The following is a 14185-nucleotide window of genomic DNA, read 5'->3' as shown; positions in this document are numbered from 1 at the left end:
GTCGTATCAACCTCGTAGTGTGGTCGTTGCGATGTGCGTCCGGTTCACCGGGATGTACTACGAACTGTCGTGTGTTCATCTCAGTGGGCGTACGTTGGCGATAAGGGGAAGAGGTAGGGGAAACGGTGCGCGATCTTTACGAGCTGGAGTCGGATCTGCCGGAGCTGACCAGGCCGGTGCTGCTGCACAGCCTCGACGGCTTCATGGACGCGGGATCGGTCGGACAGCTTGTGCGCGAGCACATCCTGGACACGTTCGAGCACCGGGTGATAGCCAGGTTCGACGTGGACGAGCTCATCGACTACCGCGCGCGGCGCCCGGTCATGACCTACGACGAGGACCACTGGGCCGACTACGACGCCCCCGAGCTGGTGGTGCACCTGGTCCACGACGAGGCGGGCAGCCCGTTCCTGCTGTTCACCGGGCCCGAGCCCGACCGGCTGTGGGAGGGATTCACCACGGCCGTCCGCTCGCTCATCGAGCGCCTCGACGTCGGCCTGACCGTGGGCCTGCACGGCGTCCCGATGGGGGTGCCGCACACCCGTCCGGTGGGCCTTACAGCGCACAGCACCCGGCCCGAGCTCGTCACCAAGTCGTCGTGGTTCGGCACCGTCAAGGTGCCCGGCAGCGCCGCCGCCCTGCTCGAACTGCGTCTCGGCGAGGCCGGGCACGACGCGCTCGGCTTCGCCGTGCACGTTCCCCACTACCTGGCGCAGTCGGACTACCCCGCGGCGGCGGTGGCCGGCCTCGAGGCGATCATGACCGCCACCGGGCTGGTGATCCCTTCCGACCCGCTCCGCGAGGCCGCGGCCCGGGCCGACGCCGAGATCGCCGAGCAGGTCGCCGGGTCCGACGAGGTCGAGAAGGTCGTACAGGCGCTCGAGCGCCAGTACGACGCCTTCGCCGGGGCTGCCGACCGCGAGAGCCTGCTCGCCCAGCAGCAGGAGATGCCGACCGCCGACGAGCTCGGGGCCGAGTTCGAGCGCTTCCTCGCCGAGCAGGACGGCTCCGACCCGCAGCAGCCCTAGGCGACCGGGGGCGCTCTAACGGTTTCGCGAAGCGGAGGCCGACCGGGTACGCTTTCCCGGTCATCGGGCGGGCATGTCCCGATGAGGGCGCATAGCTCAGTGGTTAGAGCACTGGTCTTACAAACCAGGAGTCGCTGGTTCGAATCCAGCTGTGCCCACGCAGCTCAGAGCCTCATTCTCCTACAACGAGAGTGGGGCTCTTCCCTCGTATTGGGGGAATCGTGGAGATCGTTTCGGGAGTGGGGGATTCGGCCTTGCTGTCGAGCTCCTTCAGCAGGCCGTCCAGGACCGGCACCGGCGACTCCGGCCAGAGCGCGGCGCGCTCCTTGAGGGCCGTCTCCCACCGGGCCCGGAGGCCGTCGAGGATCTGCTGCCGCATCGCCTCGGTCACGTGCGAGTAGATGCCCCGCACGCCCTGGAGCGTCGTTTCCGAGGTCAGCCGACGTTCGGTTGGGTCAGGTAGTTGTCGTGCCAGGAGTCGCCGAACCAGATGGCTGCGGCCAGTCCAGACCGCTCAATAAGGCGTGAGTGGTAGAGGCAGAACACGGCGACGGCCAGATCACAGGAGTTGTCCCGGAGCGGCAATGCGTGGAAGTCACCGACTGCGCCGCTGATCCGGTGGAGGTCTGCGGTGGTTCGGGCTCGTGTCGCGGTGACCATCGCCGGGGAGGTGTCGATCGGGAGCAACCGGGCGGCCGGGAATCGGGCGGCCAGTCTCACGGTGGTTCCGCCGCGGCCGCATCCGATGTCGGCGATCACGGGAGCAGGCGGAAGGCCGGTCTCGGCGGCTAAGCCGACTACGACGTCCGCCGTGTTGTGTCCGTGGGTTTTCGAGCTCAACAGGGAGCTGCTGCGCCGGGCTGTGCGATCGGTGGAGGAGTAGAGGGCAGGGACGACATCGCGGTCCAGGAACGGGTTCGCCGACACGGGTACCTCCGGGGGTTGGTCAGGTCGATGACCCCAAGACGGCGGCCAGTTTGGTGGCGGCGCGGCGGGACTTCACGACGTGGACCTCGGCGTGGCCGGCGTGTTCGGCGATCAGGTCGCGGACTCGGGGCGCCATACTGCGCCGGTATCCCCACACGTACTTGACGAAGCCCCAGTTGACCCGGTCGTAGACCCCGTTGGTGTGCTGTCCGCCCCGGTAGCGGATGCGTCGCTGGGCGATGCCCCATAGGCAGGTGATCGGGTGAAGATCCAGGAACACCACGGTGTCGGCCGCGGCCAGCCGGATGGGGAGCGTCGAGGCGTAGTTTCCGTCGATCACCCACGTCGGTTCGGCTACAAGCTCCTGTTGAAGGACTGCGAACTTCTCCATGGGGAGGGTGTTCCAGTCGTCGTCGTAGTAGACGGCATCCAGGTGGGTGATCGGATAGCCGGTCTGCTCCGCGAGTGCTCTGGCCAGGACCGACTTGCCGGAGCCGCCGCAGCCGACGACGGCGATGCGTTTCATGGGTGTGGACTGTAGCCGCTGGGATGAGTGGTGCATGTGTCGTCTGCGCTCCTTTGAGGGGGTCTTTGAGGATGTCGCGGCTGCCGGTTCCCGAGTACGTCCAGGAGGGTGGAGATCTGCCGCGAAGCCCTCATGATGTCGAGCTTGGCCAGGCAATCTCCGATCGCATCGGCCCGCTCGGCCAGGGACATCGGCATGAGCCGGGTGATCGACGCGGCGGCCTGGGCACCATCCCGAACGTGCAGGTAGTCGGGGACGAAGTAGCCGGCGCCCTGGAGTTCGGCCGGTGCCAGGGGGACACAACCTGCGAGGACGGCCTCAGCGAGTCGCTGGGTCATCTGCCCGGCCTGCATGAGCCGGTCGGGGAGCAGCAGGATCGTGGACACCGATGAGCTGTACAGCATGTGCACCCGTGGGAACGGCACGCGGCCGATGAAGGTCACATGTGGCCACGCCTCTGTGCGCGGCCACTTCCCGGCCACGCGGTGCTGGTGCTGCGCAGCGGCCGGCGCGAAGTAGCGGGTGAAGACTTCGTCTCTGTCGTATTGGTTACCGACGTAGGTCAAAGGCCAGGGCCGCTGTCCTCCAGCGAGCGCATTCGGATCCGCGTCCAGGGCCGCATCCGCCACCGGAAACAGCAGTGAGACAGCTCCCTTCGTGGGATACAAGGCGGCCTCGCACACCGTGACGTTCGAGCGGCTGCGGAGTGGATCATCGGCCGGGAGTTGCCTGTCCTTGTCCCACACGACAGTCGGGAGCCCCTGCCTGTCGGTGTAGTACGTGAGTAGATCGTGTTGCCGGTGGAGATCGCAGGTGTGGCCGGGCATCCCGCAGGGGGTGTTGTTGCGGCCGGGGATCGGCCATCGCCACTCCAGCATCAGCGCGTCGATATCCGGTCGACCGTCATGCCAGCGGTAGAGGCGCCGTAGGTCCGTGCCGGCTTCCTGGAGGTCCCGGTTGGGCTGTAGAAAGACGATCTCGTGTCCCTCTGAGCGCAATCCGTCTATGAGGTTGGCGGTCACCACCGCGATTCAGCCGGTGGCGTGTGGTCTTGCCGCTGGAGGCCGGCACGAGACGCCGCACAGTGACGCGAACGCGGCCTCGGGGGGTCCCCTCCTGATCTGGGAACATATGCCGACTTGACTGCTGGTATCCGCCTACAGTCTTCGACTGTCATCGATCACCATTCGGGTCCTCGTAGGGAGAGAGCCATGGTGGGACGTCCTGAACGACCGGTCGATCCCAGCGCGGGGGTGACTCAGCAGTTCGCGCACCAGCTGCGCGAACTGCGGCGGGAGGCCGGATTGACCTACCGCGAACTGGCGAAACGGTCTGGGTGTTCGGTGACCACACTGTCCGACGCGGCGGGTGGTGAGCGGCTTCCGACCCTGCGGGTGACCGTGCTCTACGCCGAGGGCTGCGGGGCCGATCCCGCCGAGTGGGAACAACGCTGGCGGGCGGCCGCGGCGACGCTCGCCGCGCGAACGCGCGAGGACGGTACTCCTCCGTACCTGGGGCTGGCCACGTACGGGGCCGAGAACGCGGATCGGTTCTTCGGCCGTGACCGGCTGGTCGGCGAGCTGGTCGACCGACTGAGAGGCGGCCGGTTCCTCGGAGTCTTCGGGCCGTCGGGCAGCGGGAAGTCATCGCTGCTGCGGGCGGGGCTCGTACCGGCCGCGCACGCGGGGCGGCTGTCCGCGGACGGCCGCGGCCAGGCGGCCAGGGTCCTCACGCCCGGGCCGCGTCCGCTACAGAGGCTGCCGGACCTGTCCGATGATTTCACCGGCCTGGTCATCGTCGACCAGTTCGAGGAGGTGTTCACGCTCTGCCGGGACCCGGGAGAGCGAACGAGGTTCATCGACGCGCTCATGTCGGCCGCGAGCGCGCGGGTCGTCATCGGCGTACGCGCGGACTTTTACGGGCGGTGCGCCGAGCACCCGGCACTGGTCCGCGCGCTCCGAGACGCGAGCCTGCTCGTCGGGCCGATGAGCGCCGGCGAGCTGCGCGAGGCGATCGTCAAACCCGCGTCCCGTGACGGCCTCACAGTCGAGCCCGCGCTCGTGGCGACCATCATCCAGGACGCCGGCAACGAACCAGGCGCCCTGCCGCACGTCTCGCACGCGCTGCTGGAGACCTGGCGCCGGCGCGGTGGCAAGGCCCTGACCGTGACCGGGTACGAGGCCACCGGCGGCGTACGCGGGGCGGTCGCCCGCACCGTCGAACACGTCTACGGCGAGCTGTCGCCCGAACGGCAGCGGCTGACCCGGCATATCCTCCTGCGGCTCGTCGAGGTGGGGGAAGGCGGCGGGGAAACGCGTCGCCGTGTCGAACGCGCGGAGTTGGACGTCGGCGAGCCCGCCGAGGTTGCGGTGGTGCTGGAGCGGCTGGCCGGGGCCAGGCTGGTCAGTCTCGGCCCCGGTACGGCGGAGATCGCGCACGAGGCACTGATCGGCTCATGGCCACGCCTGCGCGACTGGCTGAGCGAGGACCGTGAGGGCCTGCGCGTCCACCGGCGGCTCACCGAGGCCGCCGCGACCTGGCAGGAGCTGAACCGCGACCCAGGCGCGCTGCTCCGCGGCACCCGGCTGACGGCCACCCAGGAGTGGGTCGAGCGCGAGGAGAACAGCGAGCTGCTCACCACGCTCGAGCGGTCCTTCCTCGCGGCGAGTGTCGCCGCCGAGCGAGCCGAGCTGGCCGGGATCGTGCGGCGCAACCGCCGGCTGCGCGGCCTCGCGGTGGCGCTGTCGGTGCTCCTGGTGGTGTCCGTGCTCACCGGATCGGTCGCGTGGCGGCAGCGGGAGATGTCCCGATCGCGGCAACTGGCGGCCGAGGCCCTTGCCGTGGCCGGGACGGACGTGGGCGGGTCGGCACGCCTCGCGCTGCGGTCGTACGGGATCGCGCCCACGGAGGAGGCGCGCAGCAGCCTGCTCAGCGTCGCCGGTCATCAGCCGTTCGGCTTTCGCCTGGCCGGTCACGTCGGCGCGGTGGCGTCGGTGGCCTTCAGCCCCGACGGTTCCCTGCTGGCGTCCGGTGGCGTGGACCAGGGCCTGATCGTGTGGGACCTGGTGGGGCGCAGGCGGGTCGCCACGCTGACCGGTCATCGCAGCCCGGTCCAGGCGGTGACGTTCAGCCCCGATGGGCGGTCGATCGCCTCGGCTGACACCGCGGGAAGGGTGATCATCTGGGATGCCGCGCGGCGTACGCCGGTGCGGACCCTCATCGCGCAGCGGGCGGCCACGGTGACCGGGTTGGGGTTCAGCCGGGACGGAAAGCTGCTCCTCGCCGACGGCGTCATTCCCGCCGACGGCGAGCTGGACGCCCTGCCGACCGTATGGGCCGTGGCGACCGGCAGGCGCTCGCCGCGAGATGAGCAAAGGATGGAGTCCACCGAATGGGACGCCGGACGGCGTGCCTATCCGGGCCTGCGGAACAACGCCCTCGTCGCGCCGCGGGGAAACGCGCTCCGGAGTCCTGGCGGCGGCGCCACGCTCCCGAGCGATACCGATCCTGGGCCGATGCCCTCCGAGGTGCCGAACCCCGTCGAGGCGGTCAGCTCCGATGGGAACGCGTGGGCCGGCTCCATCGACCTCGGTCACGACGTCAGCGTCTCCGATCCCCGGCGCTACGGCGACAACCTGCTCCGCCTGACCGGAATCACCGGCGCGGTGCGTGCCCTGGCCTTCCTTCGCGACGGGCGGCGCCTCGTCTCCGGCGATTCCAGCGGCGCGACGATCCTGTGGGACGTTCACCACCAGGCGCGGATCGTCGCGCTGGCCGGCCATTCCGGTGCCGTCAACGACGTCGTGACCGGCCCCGGAGACCGCCTGATCGCCTCGGCCGGGGACGACGGCATCGTGGTGTGGGACATGGACCGGATGCCGTTGACCGGTCACATCGGCGACGTGACCTCGGTCGTCTTCAGCCCCGACGGCCGTCACATCGCGACCGGCGGCGCTGAGTCCGCCGCCCGGCTGTGGGCGCCGGGGCGTTCCGCACCCCTCGCGGAGCTGGCCGAGGACGATCAGGCGGGGAGCGCCGTCGACAACGGCCGGATCAACGCCGTCGCGTTCAGCTCGGACGGTCGGCTCCTCGCCACCGGCGATTCCGGCGCGGGCCGGATCTGGGATGTCGGGGCCCGACGCCGGCTCGGCACTCTCGACGTCGGCGGCACCGTGACCGGCGTGGCCTTCGCGCCGCGCGGGAACTTCGTCGCGACCGGTGTCGGCGACGGCCGGGTCGTGCTGTGGGACGCCGGCACCCGCCGGCCGATCGCGTCGTTGCGGACCGGCAAAGTGGTCACCGGCGACGCGGTCACCGGCGTCGCGTTCAGCCCCGACGGCCGGCTGCTCGCCGCGAGCGACAGGACTGAGACCGTCACTCTGTTCGACGTCTCCGGACGTGCGGTGGCGGCCTCGCTGCGCGGCCGGTCCGGGGAGACGGCGCAGGTGTCCTTCAGTCCGGACGGGCGGCTGCTCGCCGCCGCGACCGGCAGCGGCGACGTGCTGCTCTGGGATGTTCGGCGGCGCGCCGTGGCCGCCACGTTGCGCGGGCACGCCTCGTCCGCGCGGGCGGTGGCGTTCAGCCCCGACGGGCGTTTCCTGGCCAGCGGCGGGTTCGACCACAAGGTCGTCGTCTGGGATGTCGCGCACCGGGCGCGGTGGGCCGTTCTGTCGGGTCACACGGCCCCGGTCACCGGTCTCGCGTTCAGCCCCGACGGAAGCACACTCGCCTCCGCGAGCGAGGACCACACCGTCATCCCGTGGGTCGTACGGCCGGAGGAGGCGGTCGGGAAGCTGTGCGCTCTCACCGGCCGGCGTTCGGCGTCGTCCAGGAGCTGTGCGTAACGGGCCGCGTATCCAAAAAGCGGTTGTCCGGCTGAGAACGGGATAGCCGGACAATTATCCGCCCGCCTAGAACTGTCTCCGGGACCGAAAGGGGAGACGGGTGCTCAGCGACGTTTCTGATGGGACGGCACGCGTTCAGCTGCTGTCATCGTTCGCCTGCCGGATCGACGAGAGCGAGGTCATGCTCGCGGAGTTCCCGCGGAATCTCGTCGCCCTCCTGGCGCTGGAGGACCGCAGGGTGCCGCGCGCGCTCATCGCGGAACGCCTCTGGCCGGACATCGAGCCCGAGGCCGCGGCCAAGCGCCTGCGGCAGACGCTCTGGCGGATCCGCCGGCTGACCGCGGACCGCGTCGTACGCGCGAGTCAGGACACGGTCGGGCTCGCTGAAGGCGTCCGCGTCGACATCGAGGAGGCCGTGACGCTGGCGCGCCACATTCTGTCTCCGGAGGCGGTGAACGACGAGCTCGCCGCGATCGGCGACTGGAGACCACTCGGCCTGCCGCTGCTGCCGGGATGCGAGAGTGAGGAGGTGTATCTGGCCAGGCAGCGGTGGGATCGTCTCCGGCTTCTGGCGTTGGAGCGGCTCGCCGAGGCGAGCCTGGCGCAGGGCCGGATCCCGGACGCGATCGAGCTGGCGTCCGTGGCCATTGCGGTCGACGACCTGAACGAGGGGCTGCACCGGCTCCTGGTGCGGGCCAACCTGGCCCGCCGGGACATCGCCACCGCCAAGCGCATCCACGCCGGATACTCGCTCCTCCTCCGGGAAGAGCTCGACGTCGAGCCGAGCCCGGAGTTCCGATCCATCTTCGCGACGCCCCGGTGACATCCGTCGCCGGCGCCGACGCGGTATCTCGGAGACGTCTCCGAGATACCGCCGTACGGGAGTCACCCGCAGTCCGGCACGGCGGGATCCCGTCCCTTGCACAGGACGAGAATGAACGGGATCCGCAGGGTCATCTCCGCGCCCGCTTCGGTGTGGTAGTGGACGTCGACGCCATGCCCCGTGGCGGTGACATCGTCGGTCTTGGAGAACTGCAGGCCGAGCTCGTAGTAGTTCCCGACGGCTCCGGCACCCCGGGGGGCGGCCGGGCAGACCCGGTCGATGACCGTGGCACCGCCCGGGGAGAAGCCGAGCTTCGCCAATGACAGATTCGCGCCGCCGACCTGGCTACGCCCGTTGACGCTCGGCCGTGTCGCGAGCGCGTCGAGGCGCAGCCCGCCGGACGGGCCGACGACGACCGCACTCTCCACCGTCACCTTCCCCGGACGGTTCAGGCAGACGACGATGTCCGCAAAGGTGTACGGCGTTCCCGTCCGGGTGGTCGGCAGTGCCGCGCCGAACTCGCTGGGATCCGGCTGGACCAGCCGGGGCTGGTCCAGCCGGATCGCCGAGCTCGGCGAGACGTGCCGCGGCGTCTCCACCGCGCAGCCCGCGGTGCCGGACACGATCAGACAGAGCGACATCGCCAGGGCCCTGATCCGCACGGACTTAGCACCTCTCATCCGAACCATGGCGCGATATCACGGCCTGCGCGACTCGATCTGGGAAGAGCTGAGCCATCCGGCCGAGGAGTTGCCGCAGAGCTTGCTCTTCCTCGTCACGACGTACTGCAGCTTGGTATTGGAGTCGAAACCCGCCTGGGCGCTGACGCTGATGGGTCCCATATCGACACCGGTTTCGAAGGTCGTGTTCCGCCCCCTGGTCTTCCAGTACTTGCCGGGAAGTTTCGTGGCGCAGAACCTGAGGTTGGTGTGCGGGGCCCGGGTGAAATCGGCGTTGAGGTCGTTGAATCCCGTCGGGGTGCGGTCCGTGCGGGTCCAGCCACCGCTGGGCGCGATGCACTTGACGATGATGTCCCGGTAGTTGACCTTGTTCCAGACGTAGGCGTCGGCCACGTTGTCGGTGGACGCGCCCCCCTCGATCCTCGTCTGGACGGACACCTTGCCGCTGGCGGACCAGTTCTCACCCGAATACTTGGCTCCCACGCCGAGTTGATGTGTCGACGACGTCGTCTGCTCCACGGTCGCCTTCGCCCCGCTCCACGCGAGGACCTTCATGAACTTCTCGCGAAGGCCGTTGTGCCTGGGCCCCATCGTGACGCTGAGCGGACTCCCGCAGGGACGCCTCGCGGCGGCGGTCGCGTACGACTTCGCGGCGCCCCCGGAATCGGCGTGCGCCGCCGCGAGCGTGTTCGTCCCCGAGCCGGCCGCGCTTCCCTCCAGGACCGACGGCCTGCGGCCAAGGTCGAAGGTGAACGAGGCCGGCACGGTACCGGACGGGCCGGCGACCGACTGGACGTTCGCCGCGCCGGACGGCGTGACGGTCTGCCGCCAGTGGACCTCCCGTACGGAGTCGGCCGCGATCATTTCGATGTCGACCTGCCCGCCGGTCCCGCGGAACCGCGCGGGCAGCGAGGTTTCGTCGAGCCGCAGGGTGAACCGGCCGGCCGCGTCGGTCTTCGTCCGCGCCACGACCGGCAGGGTGAACGTGGCTCCCTTGGCAGCGGTGGCGAGCACCTCTGGGCGAGGCCATGCCACGGCGACGACGCTCGCATGACCGATAGCGGTCCCGTCGTTCGCCACCATGCCGGACGCGAGGGTGCCGGTCGCCGTCGCTGCCGTCGGCGCGTCGGCCGCCGTCGATGCCGACCATGCCCCGGTGGGAAGGCCGGCGATCGTCAACGGCACACAGGCCGCCGGGATCATCAGATAACGGAGCTTGAGCTTCATCAGGACTCCTTCTGGAGAGAAGCTGTACGCGCCCATTACGGCCGTTCCCCCGTCTCCCGCGCGTCCCGTGAGCGTCTCGGCTGCGTCTCCCGTGGCAATCCCCTGAAACCGTAGAGACTTCGGTTGTGGTGATCTCGGTCTTGTAGTTCTCGGCCGCGCGCTCGCTTGGGGCAGGTTGGCCTGCCCACGCATCTGCGCCCGGCCAGTTCCAGGACCGAGGCGAGGTAGAACGGCCCCTCGTCGTTGGGGATCTCGGTCAGATCACCCACCCACGCCACATTCGGAGCCTCCGGCGGGTCGAAATGCCGCTGCAGCAGGTCCGGCGCCTTACGGACCGAGACGTCAGCCTTGGTCAGGCCCTTGCGCCTCTTCTTGCGCCGGGCGACCAGGCCCAACTCGGCCATCAACTTCGCGACGGTGTTTTTCGACACCGCCCATGTGCTGGACGACATGGTGCGCACCGATTCTCACCGGCTGCGTCCGGTTGCCGGGGATAGCGACCCGGCCGAGACGAGGCGACGACCCCGCCGCGCGGCTTGTGATACGTCCGTTAACGGCGTCCCTTGTCAGCGGGGAGGGGAAGCCAGGCCACGAGGGCGAAGCCGCCGTCGGGCGTCGGTCCCGTGGTCAGTCGGCCGCCTGCGAGGGCGACACGCTCTTTGATGCCCGCCAGGCCGTAGCTCCCTCCAGTATGGGATGCCGCCCGGGGAATCTCTGAGCCGTCGCGGTCGGCGTGGTCGGGGCTGTTGATCACGGCAACGTGCAACTGGTCGTCGGTGGACTCGCAGGTGACGCGGACCTGGGCGTTCGGCGCGTGCTTGCGGACGTTGCTCAGGCCTTCTTGGACGATCCGGTAGCAGGCGTGGGCGATCTGCGGTGGCAGCGCGTTTGGGGGGATGTCGAGGTGGAGGCTGACCCGCAGTCCGGTGTCCTCGGCCTCCTTGACCAGGCGGGGGATCCCATCCACCCCCGCGGCCGAGGGCATGTCCTCGCGGCGGAGCACGGTGAGCAGCTGGCGCAGTTCGTTGAGCGCTTGGACGCCCTTGTCCTCGATGCCCGCTGAGAGCTCGCGGTTCTCAGCGGGGTCGGTGGTGGTCTGGATGAGGCCGGCGTTGAGGACCATGGTGGTGACCGCGTGGGTCACTGTGTCGTGCATCTCCCTGGCGATCCTGCGGCGTTCCTCGGAGGCGGCGAGTTCCTCACGCTCATGCACCCCGATCCGCAACTCGCTGATCAACCGCCGGTACTCACACACCCATGTCCCTGCCAGCATGGGAAGGTAGACCAACGTCGCGGCGCGTACGACGATCAGGTAGAGGATCTCGTCCGTGTACGGGTTCACGTAGTCGACCGCCATGTACACCGGCATCAGCATCAGTGCCACGTAAGGCCATCGGCGCACCCTGCGCTCGGCGGTCATCGAGAAGGCGGCGAGGATCATCGGCACGGTCTGCCCGGTGATGCAGGCGCAGGCGGCCGAGGCGATGATCGCGGGCCAGGGGGTGCGGCGCCGTATCAGCATGGTCGCGGCGGTGACCGAGCCCACGAGGAACTGGAGCCAGTGCGGTAGGTGCCCCCAGAGCGAGAAGGTACTGCCGATGGCGGTCGTCGGGATGGTGAACGCGATCACCGCGGCCGCCAGCAGCAGGTCTAAGAGCACAGCGCGATGCCGCGTGGCAACCGAGACCCACTTTCCGCCCATACATGTATCTTGCAACTTCCTTTGCGTAGACCTGGTGGAGGGCCCCTACGAAGCAGCCCTCCTGGTTCGATGAAGGGGCGGGGCTGGCAATGCGCTCAAGCCGTAAAGACTCGTGTAGGGCGTGTTGCGAAAGTGGATCAAGGTCGTAGGTGATCAGTCCCCGTGGGGCGTGGTGATCTGACGAACGGCCGGTGGGCGCGGCTGGAGCCGTTGCTGCCGCAGGGCAAGAGGCCTGGCCGGCCGCCGACGTGGACGCGTCGGTAACTGATCGACGGCATACGCACGGTGGTTTCGATGAGCGGGCGTACGGGCGTTGCGTGCAGGCGTGGGTCGCACGGCGCCGTGGGGCGCTGGCGGGTGCGGCGGGTGGTGCGACGCTCGGTCTGGCTTGTTGGCGGCTCGTGTAGGCGGGCTTGAGGCGGGTGCCGTCCTCGAGCAACCGGGTGCCGACGAAACGGACCGCGTCATCGAGCAGCGGGGTACGTGCAGGCTGTCGCGGCGGCCAGCCCGGCGTAGCACTGGTTGCGTATCCAGACGTACCGGTAGTTCGGCCACGGCCTGTGCTCCTACACCTTCTTCGAGCAGTGCCAGCACCGCATGGCCTGCGCCAAGTGCGACTTCTATACTCCCAAGGACTCGACAAAGGCCCAGTTGCTTGAGGCCAAGGACAACCTGCAGCGCATGCTGGTGAGCATCCCGCTCACCGACGACGAACGCGCCGCCGTGGACGACGGCCAAACCGCCCTCGACCAGCTCCTTGAACGTCTCGCAGGCGTCGCCACTCCCGCCGGCCCGACTCCCCGCGAGCTACGCGCCGAGCCCGGCAGATCACTGCCACTCATCGTCGAGTCACCTACCGGCCGACCCGATCGGAACTGCTGCTGACATGCGTCCCACCCTCTACACCGTCGATCACCCCGGCCCCGGCCGGCTGAGCACCATGGCCAAGCCCCGAGGCGGAGACTGGCTGCACGACGAGATGACCGCCCTAAATGCAGAAGGCGTCGACGTTCTGGTCTGCGCACTCACCCCGCTCGAACTCGACGAAACCGGCCTCGGAGCTGAGGCCCTTTCCGCCCAGGTGGCAGGTCTGCGCTTCGTCGCGATCCCTATCCCCGACCGCGACGTCCCCGACCTCGCGGCCGTTCTACCCACCCTGCAGCAACTCGCTGAGCAGCTGCGGGGCGGCGCACACATCGTCACGCACTGCCGCTTCGGCATCGGACGCGCATCCCTTCTCGCCGCAGCCCTCCTGATCCTCAACGACAACGCCCCAGACGAGGTCTGGAACCAGCTCGAACAGGCCAGAGGGCTCACCGTCCCAGACACCCAAGAGCAACGAGAATGGACCAACACGCTGGTCAAGCATCTCCGGGCTTGACAGATCAGATTCCACATAAACCTGAAACTGCTCAAACGGCAGATGTTCGGGAGAGCCAGCCTGCCGCTGTTGCGTAAACGGGTCCTGCTCACCGCCATGGACCGATAGCACCCGAAGTCCGGAACTCGTCGTTCATTTGGGTGGTCGGTACGGGGCCCGCATCCCCCGGTGCGGGACCCCGTACCTGGTGACGTGCCATGCGAGGAGCGGCCCGATCGCCCCCGCCCGTTCGGCGCCGTCACGTCCGCGCCACTCCTGTCGCCGTATTTTCAGCAGGAGTCGTCAGTCGTCATCGTCAAAGTCGTCATCGTCGAAGTCGTCGAAGTCGTCGAAGTCGTCGAAGCAGCAGTCTTCGAAGCAGCAGTCGTTGAAGCGCTCGAAGCAGCGGTGGCGGCCATGGTGACGGTGGTGGCCACGGTGGTGGCCACGACCGCGCCACTTACCCCAGGAGGGCAGGTTGGCGCTTTGTGTGCTGACCGTGGTGGTGGACGCCGCGGCCGCAGGGGCGGCCGCACCCAACGCAAGGGTCGACACTCCGGAGACGAGCAGGCCGGAGATGGCGAGCGACATGCGCTTCTGACTTCCCACAGGACTACCTCCTTGGAGAATTCGAGCCATGAAGCCTGGAGTTCGTACCTGCGCGGCACGGGGCCGGCGATCTTCGGGCGAAATCGACCGTCACACCGCACGGACAATAGGTGCATCTTCGAATCTATCGCCCATATGGCCACATACCGCGTCTTCCGCTAACGCCATCCCCGGGACAAAACCGCCCAAAACGCGACATGTCCATACTTGACGTTGCTCCAAGACAGTCGCGACTGACCCTTTGGGCACAGCGGGCAATGAGAAAGAGAGCCCGCGCGGTATTGAATGGTGCAGCTTGTCGTCTGGTGGTCATGGCCGGTAACGGCCTGCTGCTGGGCAAAGGAGAGGGCACGGCGACGGTGGCGCTGTGCACGGCGGTCGGCGTCGCCCGCGTGGAACTTACTACGTAAAGGCGATGTGCTGTGAAGCCGGTCAAACATTCCACATCGCCGGCAGCTG

At 68.7% G+C, this 14185-nt stretch carries 14 protein-coding genes and 1 tRNA gene; 6 read left to right on the top strand and 9 right to left on the bottom strand.

Annotated elements, in window-relative coordinates:
• The first annotated feature begins 125 nt into the window (after window positions 1-125).
• Both HKK74_RS06190 and HKK74_RS06185 read left to right on the top strand, forming a co-directional pair.
• Window positions 126-1028, top strand: coding sequence for a proteasome assembly chaperone family protein (locus tag HKK74_RS06190; RefSeq protein WP_312881288.1), 903 nt, complete (start codon window positions 126-128; stop codon window positions 1026-1028).
• An 85-nt stretch (window positions 1029-1113) separates the two neighbouring features.
• Window positions 1114-1186, top strand: a tRNA-Val gene (locus HKK74_RS06185).
• A gap of 14 nt (window positions 1187-1200) precedes the next feature.
• On the opposite strand, the gene HKK74_RS06180 is transcribed toward HKK74_RS06185, so the two are convergent.
• The 4 genes from HKK74_RS06180 to HKK74_RS06165 form a co-directional block, all read right to left on the bottom strand.
• Window positions 1201-1440, bottom strand: coding sequence for a hypothetical protein (locus HKK74_RS06180; protein ID WP_187242100.1), 240 nt, complete (start codon window positions 1438-1440; stop codon window positions 1201-1203).
• 23 nt (window positions 1441-1463) lie between these two features.
• Window positions 1464-1787, bottom strand: a complete 324-nt coding sequence (locus HKK74_RS06175; RefSeq protein WP_312881287.1) for a class I SAM-dependent methyltransferase — start codon at window positions 1785-1787, stop codon at window positions 1464-1466.
• A gap of 187 nt (window positions 1788-1974) precedes the next feature.
• Complete coding sequence (locus tag HKK74_RS06170; protein ID WP_187242098.1) at window positions 1975-2481, bottom strand: P-loop NTPase family protein; 507 nt, start codon at window positions 2479-2481, stop codon at window positions 1975-1977.
• Window positions 2478-3503, bottom strand: coding sequence for a CgeB family protein (locus tag HKK74_RS06165; protein ID WP_222721935.1), 1026 nt, complete (start codon window positions 3501-3503; stop codon window positions 2478-2480). The genes HKK74_RS06170 and HKK74_RS06165 overlap by 4 nt, the downstream gene beginning before the upstream one ends.
• A gap of 189 nt (window positions 3504-3692) precedes the next feature.
• Here HKK74_RS06165 and HKK74_RS06160 point away from each other — a divergent pair, with 189 nt between their 5' ends.
• Together HKK74_RS06160 and HKK74_RS06155 are read left to right on the top strand one after the other, a co-directional pair.
• Entirely contained in the window at window positions 3693-7325 is a 3633-nt protein-coding gene (locus tag HKK74_RS06160; RefSeq protein WP_187242097.1) for an nSTAND1 domain-containing NTPase, read from the top strand.
• 100 nt (window positions 7326-7425) lie between these two features.
• Complete coding sequence (locus tag HKK74_RS06155) at window positions 7426-8148, top strand: AfsR/SARP family transcriptional regulator (protein WP_187242096.1); 723 nt, start codon at window positions 7426-7428, stop codon at window positions 8146-8148.
• Between the two features lie 62 nt (window positions 8149-8210).
• Here the strand turns inward: HKK74_RS06155 and HKK74_RS06150 are convergent, their stop codons facing one another.
• The 4 genes from HKK74_RS06150 to HKK74_RS06135 form a co-directional block, all read right to left on the bottom strand.
• Window positions 8211-8810, bottom strand: coding sequence for a hypothetical protein (locus HKK74_RS06150; protein WP_187242095.1), 600 nt, complete (start codon window positions 8808-8810; stop codon window positions 8211-8213).
• Between the two features lie 36 nt (window positions 8811-8846).
• The gene (locus HKK74_RS06145; protein ID WP_187242094.1) at window positions 8847-10055 is read right to left on the bottom strand and encodes a hypothetical protein; all 1209 of its coding nucleotides are present in this window, start codon (window positions 10053-10055) and stop codon (window positions 8847-8849) included.
• A gap of 35 nt (window positions 10056-10090) precedes the next feature.
• Window positions 10091-10486, bottom strand: a complete 396-nt coding sequence (locus tag HKK74_RS06140) for a hypothetical protein (protein ID WP_187242093.1) — start codon at window positions 10484-10486, stop codon at window positions 10091-10093.
• 119 nt (window positions 10487-10605) lie between these two features.
• On the bottom strand, window positions 10606-11757 hold the full coding sequence (locus HKK74_RS06135; RefSeq protein ID WP_187242092.1) for a sensor histidine kinase: 1152 nt from the start codon (window positions 11755-11757) through the stop codon (window positions 10606-10608).
• Window positions 11758-12354: 597 nt separating this feature from the next.
• Here HKK74_RS06135 and HKK74_RS06130 point away from each other — a divergent pair.
• Together HKK74_RS06130 and HKK74_RS06125 are read left to right on the top strand one after the other, a co-directional pair.
• The gene (locus tag HKK74_RS06130) at window positions 12355-12642 is read left to right on the top strand and encodes a hypothetical protein (protein WP_222721934.1); all 288 of its coding nucleotides are present in this window, start codon (window positions 12355-12357) and stop codon (window positions 12640-12642) included.
• A gap of 1 nt (window position 12643) precedes the next feature.
• A complete protein-coding gene (locus HKK74_RS06125; protein WP_187242091.1) occupies window positions 12644-13138 on the top strand; it encodes a protein-tyrosine phosphatase family protein in 495 nt (164 codons plus the stop codon).
• Between the two features lie 282 nt (window positions 13139-13420).
• Here the strand turns inward: HKK74_RS06125 and HKK74_RS06120 are convergent, their stop codons facing one another.
• Window positions 13421-13726 (bottom strand): hypothetical protein, encoded by a 306-nt coding sequence (locus HKK74_RS06120; RefSeq protein ID WP_187242090.1) that lies wholly within the window; start codon window positions 13724-13726, stop codon window positions 13421-13423.
• Window positions 13727-14185 lie beyond the last annotated feature (459 nt).

The organism is Actinomadura alba (assembly GCF_014323705.1).
GTDB classification, from domain to species: Bacteria; Actinomycetota; Actinomycetes; order Streptosporangiales; family Streptosporangiaceae; genus Actinomadura_C; species Actinomadura_C alba.
Note: the sequence above shows the minus strand (reverse complement) of the source record. Positions and strands in the feature narration are given on the sequence as shown.